This window comes from Streptomyces sp. NRRL WC-3618, assembly GCF_001280005.1.
Taxonomy (GTDB): domain Bacteria; phylum Actinomycetota; class Actinomycetes; order Streptomycetales; family Streptomycetaceae; genus Streptomyces.
The window spans coordinates 1-15,753 of sequence record NZ_LGDW01000404.1 but is presented as its reverse complement, the minus strand read 5'-3'; the positions used below and the strand labels follow the sequence as shown (position 1 = coordinate 15,753).

The following is a 15,753-nucleotide window of genomic DNA, read 5'->3' as shown; positions in this document are numbered from 1 at the left end:
GCGCCTCTGGAAGGATGGACCGAGCGCATCCCTTCATGCAATGTGCACGGCGGGATTCCCACTTCCGAGTGATTGGCAGGCGGCCCTCTTGGCGCAAGACTGAACGCCCGCTATCCGAAAGAGGGTCGAAGTGGCCGGTTCACCGACGGCACGCCGTCGCCGTCTCTCGATCGAGCTGAAGAAGCTCCGCGAGAAGAGCGCGCTCACCTGCGCCAACGTCGGCGAAGCACTGGATTGGAGCGGCTCCAAGGTCAACCGGATGGAGACGGGCAGCGGCAGGGTCCAGCCGTCCGACATCGATGCCCTGTGCCGGTTCTACGGCACCAGCGACGAGCTGCGCGAATTCCTCAAGTCGCTGGCCCGACAGGCCAAGACACGCGGTTGGTGGCAGGTGCACGGCGCCGGCATCCCAGAATGGTTCAACATCTACATCGGCCTGGAGCAGGACGCCTCCACACTCCGCCAGTACCAGTGCGAGTTGTTGCCGGGCCTGATGCAGATCGCGCCCTACACCGCCGAACTCCACAAGACCGGCGCGCACATGTCCGCCCAGGACATCGACCGTGCGGTGCGAGTACGCATGGAGCGCCAGGCCATGCTGACGCAGCCCGGCGCCCCCGACGCGTGGTTCATCGTGAACGAGGCCGCTCTGCGCAATGTCATGGGCGATCGAGCGCTGATGCGGGAGCAGCTTGAACGCGTCCTGGAAGTCACCGAGTTGCCGAGCGTGACCTTGCAGATCCTCGCCTTCGACTCAGGTACCTACCCTGCCACCGGCTCTTTCACGATGCTCGGCTTCCCTGATCAAGCGGATCCGGACATCGTGTACCGAGACGGCATCACCGACGCCGTCTACCTTGAGGGCGAGCATCATGTCCGTGAGTACACCCGGGCCTTCGACGGGCTCAGGGCCGCGGCTTTGAGTCCTCAGCGTTCCGGTCAGCTGATCAAGTCCGTTCTGAAGGAGTACGCAAGATGAGCATTGCAGGATCCAGGGTCGACGGCCTCGCGACGTGGTTCACGTCGTCGTACAGCAACGGCGCGGGGGGCGAGTGCGTCGAGTGTGCGCTGGCTCGTGACGGTGCCCTTGTCCGCGACTCCAAGGCTGGCGGAGGGCCTGTGATCGCCGTTCGAGGGCAGAGCTGGGAGGCCTTCGTACGAGCGCTGCGCCAGGGGAATTGGGAGGGCTGACCGAGGAAGGCCGTACGTCAACGGCGCTGCGTAGCGACCGTGCTCATACGTGTCTCCCGCGTGTGGTTCTCCGGCCCGGTGCCGAGGTCGGCGAAGCCGAGCGGATGTCGGCAAGGGAGCGCGACGCAACACGCACCAGCCTGTGATCCGTACATCCCCTGGAAGGCGACCACCTGTGCCCACGCCAAGCCTGCTCGCAGTCTTCGCCCACCCGGACGACGAGTCCCTGTCAGCAGGCGGCGTCCTCGCCCGTCACGCAAGCTCGGGCGCTCGCACCGCAGTTGTCACACCGACCTGGGCCGCGGACACCCAGCGCGCCGCAGAGTTGGCCGAGGCGCTCCAGATCCTCGGCGCCGAAGCACCCCGGATGCTCGGGTACGCCGACGCCCGCGTACCGCAGTCGGCGCCGGACAGGGCGCGGTTCCGCGATGCACCGCTCGACGAAGCGGTGGGGCATCTGGTCGCGCACATCCGGGAGTTCCGCCCGGAGATCATGGTCACCCATGACGCGTACGGCGGGCTGACCGGCCACGAGGACCATGTGCACACTCACCGGGTGACCCTGCTCGCCGTCCAGGCGGCCGGGCTTGAACGGCTCTACCCGGACGCCGGTGAGCCCTGGCAGCCGAGCGCCCTGTACCTGGCCACGCACCCGCACTCGGCCATCCCGGTATGGGGCGGACACCTGGCCCCTACGGGCAAGGCGATGCGCAGTGTTCCGGACGAGTGGATCACAGCGACCGTCGACGTCAGCCCCTGGCTGGAGCAGAAGATCGCCGCCGTGCTGGCTCACCGCACCGAGGTGGAGCGGGGAGCCGCCCCGGGGCTGATCGCCAGCCTCTCCGCGTCCGAACAGGAACGAATGCTCTCCACCGAGTGGTACATCCGCCACAACCTCGTCTCCACGGGGGCATCGCAGACAGAGCTGACGGCCTGAACATGACGGCCGACGACATGGGGAACAGGCCACCAGCGCCAAGGACAGATGCGAGGTGCGCTCCAGGTACGAACTGCGCTCCGTTCACGCCCCTCCCTCCAACTCCCTCTGGCCCAGGGCCCGTACGTACAAGGGCACCCTGATGGCCGAAGGTCAGAAGCCGCGGAACACCCCGTCCGCGTCGATGGCCACGGCGAACTCCTTGAAGTCCATGTTCGAGATCGACAGGTTGTTCTCGATGCCCCACAGCTCCCTCGCCACGACACGGATGCAACGCCCGCGCTCTTCCCGCAGATCCATGACGAGCAGGGGATGCTCCTCCGAGGCCAGGGCCATCGCGTCCGCCAGAACGAGGAGCGGGTGCCCGTACCCCACCGGAAGCAGGCTGAGCGCCTCCTCCGCAGTCACTCCGGTGAACTGGCGGTCGGCGACGAGTTCGACGTACGCCAGGAAGCCGTCCTCGCTCGGTGAGGAGAGAGCCAGCCTCAGGTCCTCCCACGCGGCGTCACTGGAAAAGTCGGTGCGCACAACCAGCGCACCCGAACCGCAGGGCAGCTCAGTCATGCGCGCACAGTACTGCCAACCCGGCGAACCTTCCCTAGGGATCCCGCTGAGCAGATGAGGACTTCACCGCCTGACGCGTCTGGCCTGCGATCACGGGGAAGAATATGGGCTGTTCGACATGAATCGCGCAATGCCTGCCCCAGAGTGTTCAGAAGAAGGGCGTGCAGTCATGAACGTGTCCCAGCCCCTGGACCCCCTAGCCAAAACCGCCCTGTGGACCGCATCAATGAGGGCCCGCGAGCACCGCCGCGCCGACCGCCTGTTCTCCGACCCGTTGGCGGAGGTCTTCGCCGGTGACGAGGGGCCGCGGATCATGTCGCAGTTCGAGGGGCGGGTGCAGGCCGGTGTGGAGGACCCGGCGCTCGCGGTGCGGACGCGGTTCCTGGACGATCAACTGCTGCGGCTCAATGGCGACGGGGTACGGCAGTTCGTGTTCGTCGCCGTCGGGATGGACTCGCGGGCCTTTCGCCTTGAGTGGTCCCCCGGCGTGCTGGTGTACGAACTCGACCGTCCCGCTCTGCTCAGCTTCAAGGAAGATCTCGTACGCGACCTCCAGGCGCCGGCCACGGCCGTCCGGGTCCCGCTCGGAGTGGATCTGTTGGGCGACTGGACAGGGCCTCTCCTCGCGTCCGGATTCGATCCTCAGCAGCCCACGTGCTGGCTGGTGGAGGGACTGCTGTACTTCCTCGAACCGGACGAGCGCGACGTGCTGTTGCGTCAGCTCACCGGCTTGTCGGCAGCCAAGAGTCAGCTCCTCGCGGACTATGTCGGCCAGACCATCCTGGACAGCCCCGGGATGGCCGCCTGGCGCCAACGCATGGCCGAGCAGGGGCATCCGTGGAAGTCGGGCAGTGACCAGCCCAAGGAGCTCTTCGCGCCGCTCGGCTGGGAGATTCACGTGTCCGCGTACGGCGATCCGGACGCGGACTACGGCCGTTGGTCGGACGCGGCCGTCGCGCCCGGGTTGTCCGGAACGCGCGGCCGGTACCTCGTGATCGCCGACAAGCAGTGACGGCCCGGCGTCCTCTGCTCGCCGCGAGCCCCGCTACTTGTGCAGTCCGACGAAGGACGGGCCGACGCGTACGGTCTTCACCTCGATCGTCTTCCACACGTCCTGGACGACGTACGGCTCAATCTTGAGCCAGGCGTCGAGCTCGGCCCTCGACGGGTACTCGAGGACGATCATGGACCCGATCATCCGTTCGTTCGCGTCGAGGATGGCCGTACCGAAAAGCATGTGGCCCTCGGCGACCAGTTTGTCGCCCAGGGCGATGTGCGCTTCACGCGCGGCGAGGCGGCGGTCCAGGGCGCCTTCGTCCGTGCCGTCGTAGGCGAGGAGCATGAACTGCATGGGGTTCTCCGTGGGTTCGTGAGGTGTTGTCGGTCGGGCACATGGTGGTGGTTGGCGGCGGGGGCCGCTCAGATTGCCGCGCCGATGACTGCCTGCGGTGAGAAACCGGCGGGCCAGCGCGTCGTCTCGTCCCAGGTGGTGGATGAGTCCATGCGGATGTTGTCCAGCAGACACCCGGTCAGATCGGCGCCGCGTAGCACCGCTCCTCGCAGGTCCGCCTCGGTGAGGTCGCTGTGGGCCAGGTTGGCTCCGGCCAGGTCGGCGGACCGGAGTACCGCCTGCGCCATGTCCGCGTGATTCAGCTGGGCGTCCTGGAGCCGTGCCCCGGTGAAGTCGGCCATCTCTATCACGGCCTCGGACAGGTCGGCGTTGTTGAAGTCGCAGTCCGTCAGGTTGGCGCGCGAGAGGTTGGCCTTGCGGAGGTTCGCGCCGACCAGGTCGGCTCCGTGGAGGTCCTGGCCCTCCAGCACGATGTCGTGGAGGTTCGCGTCCCGCAGCCGGGCTTCCACGAGCGCCCCTTCGGCCAGCCAGCCGCGAACGTCCAGTTCGAGGACGGCGCGGAGAGCGAGTCCGTGGTCGGTGCTGCTCGCTTCGCGTACGAGCTGTTGGCGCAGCCGGGCGGATTCTCGCCGTTCGGCCAGGCGGTCGATCATCAGCACGGTGACCGCGACAGCGATGAGTTCCGCACCCACCGAGGTGCCGATATCGCTGACCATGCCCGACCATGTCCAGCCCTTGGCTGAGACATGGCCGACGACGATGCCTACCAGACCGGTGGCCATGAGCAGAGCGCCGATGGCGACCGGGGAGAGAGGGCCACGGTGACTGGACATCAGCCGCTCCAGGGAAGGGGATTGGGGCCGCCCGCCCATGCGGGGTCGGGCTCGGGAACGGTCAGGGCCAGTCGGAAGGTGATGTAGTAGTTGCGGTTCGAGGGGATGTGAGCGTTGCGGCACGCGGATCGGGCGTAGCGCGCGCCGAGGTTCCAGCAGCCTCCGCGCAGGACTCGTCTGTCGCCGGCTTCGGGGCCGCCAGGGTCCGACTCCGCGGCGGAGTCGTAGAGGGCGTACCAGTCGGAACACCACTCCCAGCACTGGCCGTGGATGTCGAAGAGTCCGGCCGGGTTGGGCCGGAGGATGCCCGCCTCGTGGGTCTTCAGGCCGGAGTTGGCGCCGGTCCACGCGTATTCGTCGATCAGTTGGCGGTCGGAGCCGAAGCTGTAGGCGGTGGTGGTGCCCGCGCGGCAGGCGTACTCCCACTCGGCCTCCGTGGGCAGCCGGAAGCCATCCCATCCGGCCTGGGTCACCGGGTGGTCGTCGATGTCGGCGCCGAACTCGGCCGGGGCGGAGCCGAGGACCGTCTGAGCCGTGAGCCAGGCTCCGAAGTCCGCCGCTTCGTACCAGGTGGGTGCGACGACCGGTTCGGACGGCTTGTCGCTCCACTCGCTGATGTCCGGCAGGCCCTGTCGTCCGGTCTGTGCCATGAAAGTCTCGAACTCGCCTCGAGTGACCTGCGCGTCGCACAGGGCGAATGACCGGGTGAGAGCAGTGGGGCGCCTCGGCCCCTCGTAGCTGCTGCGTTCCGACTCGTCCTGCGGGGAGCCGATGAGCAGGTTCCCGGGGCGGAACACGCTGAAGGTGAGGCGGGGGCCGCGCGGCGGGGCGCACGTGAACCAGGTGCGACGGCCTGTGGGGTCGTACGGCGCGGTGGCCTCCGTACCGTCGATGCGGTGGTTCCATCGGCGGTCGAGCCAGCGGGCGGCGCTGTGTACGCCGGCGGAAGGGTCGGCGTGGTGAAGGTCGAGTACGAGACGTTCGGTGCGGTCGAACTGTGCTGTGGTGGAGAACGCCTCGGGCCTGTACTGGCCGAGCGCCATCATCAGGTAGTAGCGGGCTTGGGCGTCAGGGGCCTCGGCGAGCAGTCCCGCGAGGATGTCGGCCGGAATCGCACGTTGTGACGCCTGATGCGCGAACTGGGTGGCGAACTCAGGGTCCGGAGCCGTCACCAGCCGCTCCAGAATGCCGTCCGTGTGGGAGAACCGGAGCAGTGTGCAGGCTGCGGCGACACGGCGCCGGCCGAGTTCGACTCTCTCTGTCTCAGTGGGAGCTGGGGGCGACGGGAGGCGCAGGGTGGATCGGAGTTCGACGCGCGCCGCCTCGTGGACTCCTGGGATCGCGCTCTGCGTCAGGCGTCTGACGACCTCCGCGTACGTGTGCTCGGGACCGCCGCTCGCCAGTCTCGCCAACAGGTCACCGCGATCTGCGGCAACTTCCTGAAGGACCGACACGGCGGTCTCACGAACTGTCTCCCGTACGGATTTGTCCACCGCGGACGCGGTCAGTGGCTCGAGCAGGTACTCAACGACCGGGCCCAGCGCCGCCAGCCACGCGGGCAGGTGGAGCTGGTCCTGTTCGAGGAGGTCAGCGGCGAGCCGCTGTGCGACGCCGCTCCAGCGATCGTTGCCAGGAGCGGTCGCCGGTTCCGCGAGGAGTACGGCGGCGTGCAGGCGCGCGGTGGGTCCGACGGTATCGGTGTCGAGAAGCGTCCCCCACAACTGTCCTCGTAGTTCCGCGTCGATCGGCGACAGGACCTGCCGGGCCACCGCGAGCTCCCCGGGCGCGATACCACGCAGGTTGCGGCCGATCCATGCGGCCTCGACGGGATCCGCCCCGGCGAGGAAGAGTCGCAGCCGCCAGATGTCCTCATACGCGAGGCCGTCGTCCGCGCCTGCCCGCAGCGCCACCTCACCGCGCAGGATCTGCCGGACCCGCTGGTCGACGACCGTGCGGTGAAGTGCCAGTTGGGTCACAACCGCCAGGAGTTCGTCGGTCTTCACCGTCAGAAGCCGCTCGACCTGTGCCAGGGCCTGCTGGTGCAGCTCGGCCCGGTGGACGTCCGCACTGTGCCGAATGAACTCCTGGAGATCGTCGGCCACGGCGTCGCTGCCCTGCGACTGGAGCCATCCTTCGGCCTCAGTGAGCAGTCGGCCGTGCAGGACGGTCGAGGCGTCGTCAGGGACGGCCCGCCAGTCCTCGTAGCGGCGGCGGGTGCGCTGCTGCCACAACAGGAATTGGCGGTCGCCGTCGAGCCAGGTCCGTAGCCTGCCCCAACTGCGTATCACCGCCTCGTGGGAGACCTCGACCGTCGGCCTGGCCCGCTCGTCGGAGTCGGTCACCAGGAGGCGGGCGTCCGTGAGTGCGGCGATGACCTCGTCGACGCGGGCGAGTCCCGTGAGTTCGGCGACGGGGGTGCGACACCGTGCGTCCTCGCCCTCCTCGCCGATGGGGGCGACCCGTACGAGCCGGGTCAGCAACTGCCTTGCTGTGTCCTGCTGTTGTGGTGAGAGAGTCGAGTACACCTCCTCGGCCCGGGTGGCTATCGCGCCGACGACCTCGCCGACCGCCTCATACGCCGTGTGCGTGAGCTTGCCCGAGGTCTGCCGTTCCCAGAGCAGGGTGAGGGCGAACTCGAGGAGCGGAAGGTGGCCGGGTTCGCTGCCCACGTCATCGAGGATGCGGTCGACCAGGCCGTCCTCAAGGCCCAGCTGTCGTGCCCGCGCGGGCTCCACGATGGCGCTGCGCAGTTCGACCCGGTTCATCGGTGGCAGGTTGACGACGTGGTCCTGGAGTACGTCGGAGAACCGCCGGTGCGCGATGGCCCGGCCGTAGAAATCGCCTCGAAGTGTGAGGATGACCTTCGCGCGGGATGTACCACCGGGATGTTCCTGGGCGAAGTCGGCAAGGTGGTCGAGAAACTGGTCGATGTCTTGTCTGTCACGGCAGTGCGTGAACAACTCCTCGAACTGGTCGGCAAAGACAAGGAGCGGCCGGTCGAGACGGCGCACGATCTGTTCGATGGACGAGCCGATGCCACCGCTTCGCATGCGCTCGGCCATGCTGGCGGCGGCCACGGCGTTCTGCTCCACGTCAGCCTCGGGGTGCGCCAGCTCGACCAACGCACCGGCCAGTGCCGTGTACGGATGGGAGCCAGGCCGGAATGCGGCGACCGCCCAGTGCTCCTGACGTCGCAGCGCGGGGATCAGGCCGGCGTGGACGAGGGACGACTTGCCGCTGCCCGAAGCACCCACCACACCGGCTAGCGAGGCGTGTCCGATCGTACGAGCGAGGCGCCGGACCACGTCGGCGCGGCCGTGGTAGAGAGGGGCGTCCTGCTCCCGGAAGGCGTACAGACCGCGGTAGGGGCAGTCACCATGGTCCCGGCCAGTGCCCGGCACGGCGGCACCCGGGGCAGTGGACGGACTCCGCCTGAACTCCTCCCACAGGGCGAAAGTCTGCTGCGGGGACAGGCCGGCCGCCACTACGTACTTTTCCAAGTAGCGTTCCGTGGGCGCCTGTTCTCCGCGCTCGACCTCGGTGACGATCTGCCCGGGAAAGCCCATCCGGCTGGCGAGCTCCAACTGGGAGAGCCCTCCGGCCAGACGTAGCCTCCGCAGATGACCACCGATATGTCCCGGCACAGGAGCGGAAGCCCGGGAGCGAGGCGTGGAACGGGGGGTCAGGGGGATCAACTCCAGCAGACGAGAGGGCGGCCGCGACGTACGCCGAGGAAGCAGGACAGGCCGATCCGGGCGCCCCGCTCCTGCCGGGACACGGCGTGCAGCTTCGTAGCGTCGATCAGCACCAGGTCACCAGCGGTGATCGGCAATACACACGCGGGGGGCGGCACGAGAGCCCGGTCGGTCCCGTACTCGCTGTCGGACGCCCTCCAGGCCGTCAGTTGCGCTTCATCCGGCCAGAGGTCCCACAACTGCAGCTCACCGCCCTTCTCCGGCACCCGCAAGTAGATGTTGGCCGCGAGCTGCGCATCCAGTTCACGACCGAGGCCCAGCCCGGGAGCATCGCGGATCAGGCGGTCGTTGTGCGGAAGAAGTTCGCTGCCCTCGGGAAAGACGCGACACACCCCGGCGAACATCGGCCGGTCGTCGATGTGAGCGCGCTCCAGTCCGTAGAGGGCGTCGAGGGCCTGCCACAGCGCATCCAGCGGAGAGACGTACGGCGCACAGCAGGCTCGGATCTGTTCCATGAGTGGGTCCGCGTTCCGCAAGTACTCCGCGAGCGCGTGGCCGTTCGTGCTGCCATCCGCGTCATGAGTCTCGTAATGACTCTCACCGACTCTGACCAGTTCGGGTGTGTTGCGGTAGGCGGACAGGCTGGGGTGGGCCGCGAGGCGGCGCGCCATCCCGTGTGCCTCTGCCGGGTCCGTGAAGCCGGGAATTCGGATGGCCAGGACGTCTCCGGCTATCAATGGTTCCAGGCACCCCTGGGCCAACCCGGCGAGCGTCAGTATCCGGTGATCACCGGTCACGCCCTCGCCTCCCGCAGTGCGTCGGCGGGGGTTGGCTTGCGTAGCAAGTGAAGCCGATCGTTCAAGACGAAGCCGTCGATGCCTCGGTCGAGGACGTGCTCGACCAGGTCGGTGGTCCTGTTGATGAAGCCTCGGCCCGGGAGGTTGAGCGACGTGTTGCAGAGCACGCCCGCTCCGGTCGCCTGCCTGAAGGCTAGTAGCAGACCGTGCAGTTGGGGATTCTGTACCGAGTTGACGGTCTGAGCCCGTGCGGTGCCGTCGACATGGGTGACCGCGCGCAGGGAGGGGTTACGGACGTTCTGGAAGTAGAGCATGTGAGGGCTGGGACCGGCCCAGTCGAAGTGCTCGCTCACGTCCTCTTCCAGGCACACCGGGGCGATGGGCCGATAGGACTCCCGCTGCTTGATCTGGTTGAGCCGATCACGTGTCTGATCCTCGAACGGCGCGGCCAGGAGCGACCGATTCCCGAGTGCGCGCGGCCCGATCTCGCATCGTCCCTGGACCCAGGCGAGAACCTGACCTTGGGCCAGCAACCCCGCAACCCGGGACAGGTCCAGGGGCTCGTCCGTGAAATCCTCCGCGATCTGCTCCGGGCTCCGGTCGTGGACGAATTCGGGCCCGCTGTAGACATCCCAAGTGATCTTGGCCTGGCCGGTGAAGTGACGCTGCGCGTCGACCGCTGTGCCGATGGCTGAGCCTGAGTCGTTCGGGCAGGGCGGCACGAAGACCTCGGGGAAGAGGCCGCAGTCGCGCCACTGTTGGTTCCAGTCGCAGTTGAGGCCGCACCCACCGGCGATGAGGAGCGGGAAGCCCTCTGTGAGCTCCCGCTCGGCCACTGCGAGGAAGCGGTCGAAAATGGCCTGGGAGTGTTTCGCGGCGAGATCCTTGAACTCCTGGCTCTCTACGCCTATGTCGTGGAAGGGCGACCATGCCAGTTTCTCCTTCGGCGCGGTGAGCAGGATCGACGGCTGGTCAAGGATGTATTCGACCAGATCCCTTTCCGCCGGCGACATCGCGGAGCTGCGCGCGAAGCCGGTCAACGCCATGAGCTTGCCGGCATTGGAGAAACGGAATCCGCCGTGCTCCCGTGACGTCGAGGGATCCGCGAGGGCGAAAATGTGCTGGTACTTGTTTCCCGGGTCCTCCAGCACGGTGGACAAGCGCCGGACCTTAAGGTCCGGTGTGAAGGCGTAGAACGACCCGATGTTGCCTTCCCAGACCAGCGCGTAGCAGGGCTGCCCGGGCTCCAACTCCGACATCCCGTATGCGCTCAGCAGATGAGACCGCTCGTGGGTCGAGCTGAATGTGCGGACAGGAGTGCCGAAGAAGCGGCTCTCGCCAGTGAGGATGCCGCCCTCGTCGTACCCGAAGTACCCCGCACCCAGCGGAGGATCGACTGAGTGGAACCCCTTGACCCACCCGCTGAGACACACCACGTCCGGCGGTCCGTCCAACCGCTCGGCGGCGTCCAGCAAGGCGGTAGGGGTCAGGTCGGTATAGCGGGGGAAGGAGTCCTTCTCGCTCTCGTGCGAGAAGACGAGGCGCCCGTCCTCGACAAGGGCGACGGTCCCGTCATGCCCAGGCTTGAACGACAGGATGCGCACCAGGTCCCCCGAACGGCTGTCTTATCCGGCGGATAAACATAACGACGGGCAGTCGTGCAGGTCAATGGGCCTATGAGTAGGCTGAGTTGAGTATGAGGGCGACTGCGCGCGACCTTACGTCGTACACGCCCCGGTGCTCGTCAGCGCGATGACCTCGATCATGCTCCCAGGTCCATCTCGCCTGCCGCTGCCAGACTCTGCCACCCCGGGGAGGGACTGCCCGCCGACGATCAGCGAGGCACGCGGTAGCAACTTCCTCAGGTGTCAACCTCCGTGGTATGCGTGGTTCTACCTGCTGGCCTTGAGCGTTACCAGTCACCTCCACCTACGGCTGGACCTCCATGGCCAACCTTTCCACCTATGACTCGGTGGGCATCGCCGAGTGCTAGTAGGACTCCGTCAGGTTGCTCTGGCTCGGGGGTTCTGGCTGGTCAGAATGCCGACACGGATCCACGCGCGGCCGAGGAAGTCGCGAAGCGGGCCGAGACGCTGAGGTCAGGTGGCTCGCGGCGGGCTTCGGCGCCGTTCCAGTGCTGTGACCGGGATCGTTCACCGTGGTCGGAAGACGGCTCACGGGACGAGCACGTTCCGCGAGGCGACTGGTATTGCTGGTGTGTGCAGGAAGAGACCGCGCGGTCTGCGATCGACACGTTCATCTCCGCGTTCAACGCCTCGGACGACAGCTATGTGAATGCGCTGCTCTCCCAGGCCCTGACCTCGGACATCGCCTTCTGGGGGCCGTTGGGCCGCAGCGAAGGGATCGAGGCGGTCGAGCGGTTCGTGCTGGACATCCGACGCCACCCGGCGGGGACCGGCACGATGGTGCGCTGTTCGGCGGTGGACATGCCTGACGGGTGGGCCCGGTACCAGTGGGTCTTCACCACGCAAGACAGAGGTCTCCGCCTGGCGGGAACGGACGTCGTCCATCTCCGGCGGAGCCTCATCGATCAGGTCATCGTCTTCGCGGGGGAGATCGAGTCGTTCGCCCCCTGAGTGATCCTCCTGCGGTGCCGTCCTTCTCCTGAACCGGCCCGTTGAACCGGTGAATCACGTCGCGGACGGTGTCCCCGTCGGCCTGCGTCAGCTTCGCGATCACCGGCACCCGGTTCCCGCCAGCCGAGGCCAGCAGAGTCATCGCGCGTGGGAACCGCGCCGAACTGGTGTTGCCCGGGACACGATCTGCTGCAGCCTCTGCCCCTCCTGGTCGGTCAACCTGGGCACACGGACGGGCTCAACAGTTATCAGGTCCAGTAGACGCCGGCCAGCGAGTACCCGCCACCGTCGAACGTCTCCCGGCACACCGAGATCCCGAACGCGATCTCCAAGCCCTTGAGGAACCGCTGCTGCCAGTCGGTTATCCAGCCTTCGTTCTCGAAGACCGGGCGCCCATCGACGTAGCGGACCTCAGGGCGGCATCCCGCTTCGTGCATGGCCCAGTTGAGGAAGGCCATCTCCGGCGCGTAGTCGAAGTAGTGTCCGCCGTTCCGCTGGGTCTCCTCGTCGAAGTAGCCGTAGATCTCGTCGGTCCACACCAGTCGGCCGTCTTCGAAGTAGAGCATGCAGTACATGCCCTTGGCGGAGATGTTGTAGAGGAGGACGACCCGGCCGGTTCCCTGGGGCAGGGCCCAGCCCTCTCGGAAGTGGATCAGGTAGTCGAAGTTCCCGGCGACGAAGGACCAATCGCCTTCCCTGCCGTAGGCGGCCACGCAAGGTTCGTCAGGGACATGTGCGCTGGGGTGGGTCCGGTCGTAGACGGCCTTGGCCTCGGCGCTCACCGGCTCGGGGATCTCCCAGGGAACGGCTCCGAAGACCACCGCCAGGTCCTGCGGCGCGATGCCCTCCGCGAACACCAGACCCGCCTGGTCCCCGAGGAGGGGGTCGGCGCGGTCGCTCGCCCAGCGCTCACCCAGCCATGCGATTCCGTTGTCTTCTGCCATGGCCAGGGACCGTAACAGCAGGGTCTGACACCGGGGTTCGGGTCGTGGCGGCAGTTCGACCGTGGGCTGACCCCCTGTCAAGGACCTGCCGTTCGAGCGGGCCGTCACCCGCCAACGAAACCGGGCCCCGTTCAGGCCCCCCTCCTGCTGACCACGGTGGTGACACATGGGCGACCTCAACGACTACATGGAGACGGACTCGGACGGCAATTCCGGCATAGCCGATCTGGTCGGCTGGGACCAGGTGGAGAACGTCGTGACCCGGCTGCCCGAGGACGACCAGTGGACCCACTACTGGGCCGGCGGGAACGAATACCGGCAGCTCGACTACCTGCTGCCGTCGACCTCGCTCGCCGCCTCGACCGCCGCGCCCCCCGAGATCTACCGCAAGGGAGTTCCGCTGCGGGCGACCCGGTACACGGGCCCCCGGTTGTTCGGCGTCGGACTGGACAACCCCAAGGCCTCCGACCACTCTCCGGTCGTCTTCCACCTCGAGGTCGGGTGAGGGACCCGAGACAGCCGGGCCATTCGATCAGCGAGGCCCGGCCTCCGAACGCCATCGCCGCCACGCGAGCACGAAGCCGACCCCCGCGACCAGCACCTGTGGTCACACCGCTCCGAACCCCCCTTGCCCGGCTCCCCCTTGTCCTCACCCGGCCAGGGCTGGACACCGGACATAGGGTTCACACATGAAAGCAGCTGTGCACAACCGGTACGGACCCCCTGACGTGGTCCGGATCGCCGAGGTGGACAAGCCCTCGGTCGGCGAGCGGGACGTACTGGTGAGGGTGCACGCGACGACGGTCAACCGCACCGACTGCGCCTACCGGGCCGCCAAACCCTTCTTCATGCGCCTGCTCACCGGACTCACCAGGCCGCGGCGCACCGTGCTCGGGACCGAGTACGCGGGCGTGGTGGAAGCGGTGGGCGGCGGCGTCACGTCCTTCGCGGTCGGCGACCGGGTGTTCGGGTACAACGAGGGCGCGTTCGGAACGCATGCCGAGTATCTGTCGGTCCCGCACGACGGCGCCGTCGCGACCATACCGACCGGCGTGACCTTCGAGGAGGCCGCTCCCGGTACCGAGGGCGCGCACTACGCGCTGGCGTTCCTCACCAAGGCGGGCATCCGGGCCGGGCACGACGTCCTCGTGTACGGCGCGACCGGCGGCATCGGCTCGGCGGCCGTACAACTGCTGAAGCAGCGCGGGGCCACCGTGACCGCGGTCTGCGGCCCGGACCACCTGGACCTGGTGAAGGGCCTGGGGGCGGACCGGGTCGTCGACTACACGGCCCAGGACTTCACCAGGGACGAGCAGAGCTACGACGCCGTGTTCGACGCCGTCGGCAAGAGCACGTTCGGCCAGTGCAAGCGGCTGCTGAAACCCGGCGGGGTGTACCTATCCTCGGAACTGGGCCCGGGATGCCAGAACCTGCTGCTGCCGCTGGTCACGCCCCTGTTCCGGGGCAGGAAGGTGAAGTTCCCGTTTCCCACGCAGAATCAGGAGATGGTGCGGTCCTTCCGGGACCTGATGGAGGCCGGCGAGTTCAGGCCGGTCGTCGACCGGCGGTATCCGTTGGAGGAGATCGCCGACGCCTACCGGTATGTCGAGACCGGGCAGAAGACCGGGAACGTCGTCATCACCGTCGTACCGCCGAACTGACGGTCGTACCGCCCAGCCGACCTCGGAAGAGCCCAGACCGCCGCACCGGCGAAGTGTGCGTGGCGGTCTGGGCTCTTCCGCCGTTTTCTGTCAGCCCGTGTGGACCTCGTTCACCGAAGCGGTACTCTCAGCCATCCTCAGAGCTGGCATAGTCGATCGGCATAATCATGATCACGATTATGCTCTTCGTAAGTTTCGCGAGATGGGACCGGCCTTGTTCTTCCTGACCCTGGATCGCGGTTCCCTGCTCCGGCTGCTCGCCCTGATCTCCGGCGCCCTCGCCCTCGCCCTGTACTGCTGGGGGCTGCTGCATCTCCTCGGCGCCGTGCTGGCGGCGGAGGACGGCGGCGTGGACTCCGCGCCCGTCCGGCCGTGCCGGAGCGTGGGCGCGGGTGCCGGCGAGGTTTCCGGGTACAGCGTCAGCTACGTGCCGCTGCGCTTCGTCTGCGAGACGCGTGGCGGCGGGAGTTACGTCTCCGACCAGGTTCCGGCGTACGTCAATCCCGGCGCGCTCGGGTTCGCGCTGGCCGGGACTGCGCTCGGCGTCGGCGCCGGGTACGAGGCCGAGTCGCGGGCCCGCCGGGCCGTCACCCCGGCGAACGAGGCGCCCGGGCCCACAAGTTAGCCTCGCCCCATACGACTCAGCGGGAGGCAGACAACCATGGCCATGGCGAAGACGAAGGTCCCCACGGGACTCGTGGCCGCCGGCGGGCTCGTCGGCGGGTACGCCGTCGCCCGCTGGAGCAGGAACCGGCAGCTCGGCGGAACCGTACTGGCCGTCGCGGGCACCGTCGCCGCCCAGCGCTGGCGGGAGCAGGCGGGCGTGACCGCCGCCGGTGCGCTGACCGTCGCGTATGCCGGTGCCTTCGCCGGATCGCACCCCCTGGCCAAGAAGGTGGGCGCCTGGCCCGCCGTGTTCGGGGTCGCCGGCGCCGTCGCCCTCGCCTCCTGGGCCGTCGCCGACCGGCATTAGGCGCGAGGCGCTCCGCTGGAGGCGGCGTCGGGGGTTGTTGATTCGGTGCGGCGCCGTCGTGGCTGGTCGCACAGTCCCCGCGCCCCCTTAGGGGCCTGCGGCCGCCTGAGGGGCTCCCCGCCGCCCGCCCTACCGCAGACCGGCCGACACCAGCCCCTCCGTCGACTCCTCCTCCACCCGGAACGCCCGCCCCACCCCCGCCGCCACCAG

Annotated in this window: 16 protein-coding genes and 1 pseudogene; 9 read left to right on the top strand and 8 right to left on the bottom strand. The window is 67.9% G+C overall.

The window, feature by feature from the left end; genetic code table 11:
* Nucleotides 1-130 precede the first annotated feature (130 nt).
* From ADL01_RS27590 to ADL01_RS27580, 3 genes are all read left to right on the top strand, one after another.
* On the top strand, nucleotides 131-979 hold the full coding sequence (locus tag ADL01_RS27590) for a helix-turn-helix domain-containing protein (protein WP_199834946.1): 849 nt from the start codon (nucleotides 131-133) through the stop codon (nucleotides 977-979).
* The gene (locus ADL01_RS27585; RefSeq protein WP_053744711.1) at nucleotides 976-1,191 is read left to right on the top strand and encodes a DUF397 domain-containing protein; all 216 of its coding nucleotides are present in this window, start codon (nucleotides 976-978) and stop codon (nucleotides 1,189-1,191) included. Before ADL01_RS27590 ends, ADL01_RS27585 begins: the two co-directional genes overlap by 4 nt.
* Nucleotides 1,192-1,366: 175 nt before the next feature.
* Entirely contained in the window at nucleotides 1,367-2,128 is a 762-nt protein-coding gene (locus tag ADL01_RS27580; protein ID WP_053744710.1) for a PIG-L deacetylase family protein, read from the top strand.
* A 153-nt stretch (nucleotides 2,129-2,281) separates the two neighbouring features.
* Here ADL01_RS27580 and ADL01_RS27575 read toward each other — a convergent pair whose 3' ends face one another.
* Entirely contained in the window at nucleotides 2,282-2,692 is a 411-nt protein-coding gene (locus tag ADL01_RS27575) for a DUF6924 domain-containing protein (RefSeq protein ID WP_053744709.1), read from the bottom strand.
* Nucleotides 2,693-2,861: 169 nt separating this feature from the next.
* On the opposite strand from ADL01_RS27575, the gene ADL01_RS27570 reads away from it, so the two are divergent.
* Nucleotides 2,862-3,704: an SAM-dependent methyltransferase gene (locus tag ADL01_RS27570; protein ID WP_063783595.1), complete on the top strand. Its 843-nt coding sequence runs from the start codon at nucleotides 2,862-2,864 to the stop codon at nucleotides 3,702-3,704.
* Nucleotides 3,705-3,737: 33 nt separating this feature from the next.
* On the opposite strand, the gene ADL01_RS27565 is transcribed toward ADL01_RS27570, so the two are convergent.
* The 5 genes from ADL01_RS27565 to ADL01_RS27545 form a co-directional block, all read right to left on the bottom strand.
* Entirely contained in the window at nucleotides 3,738-4,043 is a 306-nt protein-coding gene (locus ADL01_RS27565; RefSeq protein ID WP_053744707.1) for a YciI family protein, read from the bottom strand.
* A 68-nt stretch (nucleotides 4,044-4,111) separates the two neighbouring features.
* Nucleotides 4,112-4,876, bottom strand: coding sequence for a pentapeptide repeat-containing protein (locus ADL01_RS27560; RefSeq protein WP_053744706.1), 765 nt, complete (start codon nucleotides 4,874-4,876; stop codon nucleotides 4,112-4,114).
* Nucleotides 4,876-8,520 (bottom strand): SUMF1/EgtB/PvdO family nonheme iron enzyme, encoded by a 3,645-nt coding sequence (locus ADL01_RS27555; protein ID WP_159049654.1) that lies wholly within the window; start codon nucleotides 8,518-8,520, stop codon nucleotides 4,876-4,878. Before ADL01_RS27555 ends, ADL01_RS27560 begins: the two co-directional genes overlap by 1 nt.
* Nucleotides 8,521-8,567: 47 nt before the next feature.
* Nucleotides 8,568-9,368: a hypothetical protein gene (locus tag ADL01_RS27550; RefSeq protein ID WP_159049653.1), complete on the bottom strand. Its 801-nt coding sequence runs from the start codon at nucleotides 9,366-9,368 to the stop codon at nucleotides 8,568-8,570.
* The gene (locus tag ADL01_RS27545; RefSeq protein WP_053744703.1) at nucleotides 9,365-10,972 is read right to left on the bottom strand and encodes a carbamoyltransferase C-terminal domain-containing protein; all 1,608 of its coding nucleotides are present in this window, start codon (nucleotides 10,970-10,972) and stop codon (nucleotides 9,365-9,367) included. The genes ADL01_RS27550 and ADL01_RS27545 overlap by 4 nt, the downstream gene beginning before the upstream one ends.
* Before the next feature lie 615 nt (nucleotides 10,973-11,587).
* Here ADL01_RS27545 and ADL01_RS27540 point away from each other — a divergent pair.
* Nucleotides 11,588-11,965, top strand: a complete 378-nt coding sequence (locus ADL01_RS27540) for a hypothetical protein (RefSeq protein WP_053744702.1) — start codon at nucleotides 11,588-11,590, stop codon at nucleotides 11,963-11,965.
* A 40-nt stretch (nucleotides 11,966-12,005) separates the two neighbouring features.
* Here ADL01_RS27540 and ADL01_RS46675 read toward each other — a convergent pair.
* A pseudogene (locus ADL01_RS46675) lies at nucleotides 12,006-12,214 on the bottom strand (IS630 family transposase); the annotation flags it as partial.
* Nucleotides 12,214-12,909 (bottom strand): hypothetical protein, encoded by a 696-nt coding sequence (locus ADL01_RS27535; protein ID WP_234354809.1) that lies wholly within the window; start codon nucleotides 12,907-12,909, stop codon nucleotides 12,214-12,216. The pseudogene ADL01_RS46675 and the gene ADL01_RS27535, both read right to left, overlap by 1 nt.
* A gap of 166 nt (nucleotides 12,910-13,075) precedes the next feature.
* Between ADL01_RS27535 and ADL01_RS27530 the strand changes: the two genes are divergently transcribed.
* From ADL01_RS27530 to ADL01_RS27515, 4 genes are all read left to right on the top strand, one after another.
* Nucleotides 13,076-13,414, top strand: coding sequence for a hypothetical protein (locus ADL01_RS27530; RefSeq protein ID WP_199834945.1), 339 nt, complete (start codon nucleotides 13,076-13,078; stop codon nucleotides 13,412-13,414).
* Nucleotides 13,415-13,598: 184 nt separating this feature from the next.
* Nucleotides 13,599-14,570, top strand: coding sequence for an NAD(P)-dependent alcohol dehydrogenase (locus ADL01_RS27525; protein WP_199834944.1), 972 nt, complete (start codon nucleotides 13,599-13,601; stop codon nucleotides 14,568-14,570).
* A 202-nt stretch (nucleotides 14,571-14,772) separates the two neighbouring features.
* On the top strand, nucleotides 14,773-15,195 hold the full coding sequence (locus tag ADL01_RS27520) for a hypothetical protein (RefSeq protein ID WP_053744700.1): 423 nt from the start codon (nucleotides 14,773-14,775) through the stop codon (nucleotides 15,193-15,195).
* Nucleotides 15,196-15,231: 36 nt separating this feature from the next.
* Entirely contained in the window at nucleotides 15,232-15,543 is a 312-nt protein-coding gene (locus tag ADL01_RS27515) for a hypothetical protein (protein WP_199834943.1), read from the top strand.
* The last annotated feature ends 210 nt before the right edge of the window (nucleotides 15,544-15,753 follow it).

Bases quoted from the DNA above. Each gene is read 5' to 3' on its own strand.
- ADL01_RS27525 (WP_199834944.1), top strand. From the start codon at position 13,599: ATGAAAGCAGCTGTGCACAACCGGTACGGACCCCCTGACGTGGTCCGG.
- ADL01_RS27520 (WP_053744700.1), top strand. From the start codon at position 14,773: ATGGGACCGGCCTTGTTCTTCCTGACCCTGGATCGCGGTTCCCTGCTC.
- ADL01_RS27515 (WP_199834943.1), top strand. From the start codon at position 15,232: ATGGCCATGGCGAAGACGAAGGTCCCCACGGGACTCGTGGCCGCCGGC.
- ADL01_RS27570 (WP_063783595.1), top strand. From the start codon at position 2,862: ATGAACGTGTCCCAGCCCCTGGACCCCCTAGCCAAAACCGCCCTGTGG.
- ADL01_RS27535 (WP_234354809.1), bottom strand. From the start codon at position 12,909: ATGGCAGAAGACAACGGAATCGCATGGCTGGGTGAGCGCTGGGCGAGC.
- ADL01_RS27575 (WP_053744709.1), bottom strand. From the start codon at position 2,692: ATGACTGAGCTGCCCTGCGGTTCGGGTGCGCTGGTTGTGCGCACCGAC.
- ADL01_RS27565 (WP_053744707.1), bottom strand. From the start codon at position 4,043: ATGCAGTTCATGCTCCTCGCCTACGACGGCACGGACGAAGGCGCCCTG.
- ADL01_RS27585 (WP_053744711.1), top strand. From the start codon at position 976: ATGAGCATTGCAGGATCCAGGGTCGACGGCCTCGCGACGTGGTTCACG.
- ADL01_RS27530 (WP_199834945.1), top strand. From the start codon at position 13,076: ATGGGCGACCTCAACGACTACATGGAGACGGACTCGGACGGCAATTCC.
- ADL01_RS27560 (WP_053744706.1), bottom strand. From the start codon at position 4,876: ATGTCCAGTCACCGTGGCCCTCTCTCCCCGGTCGCCATCGGCGCTCTG.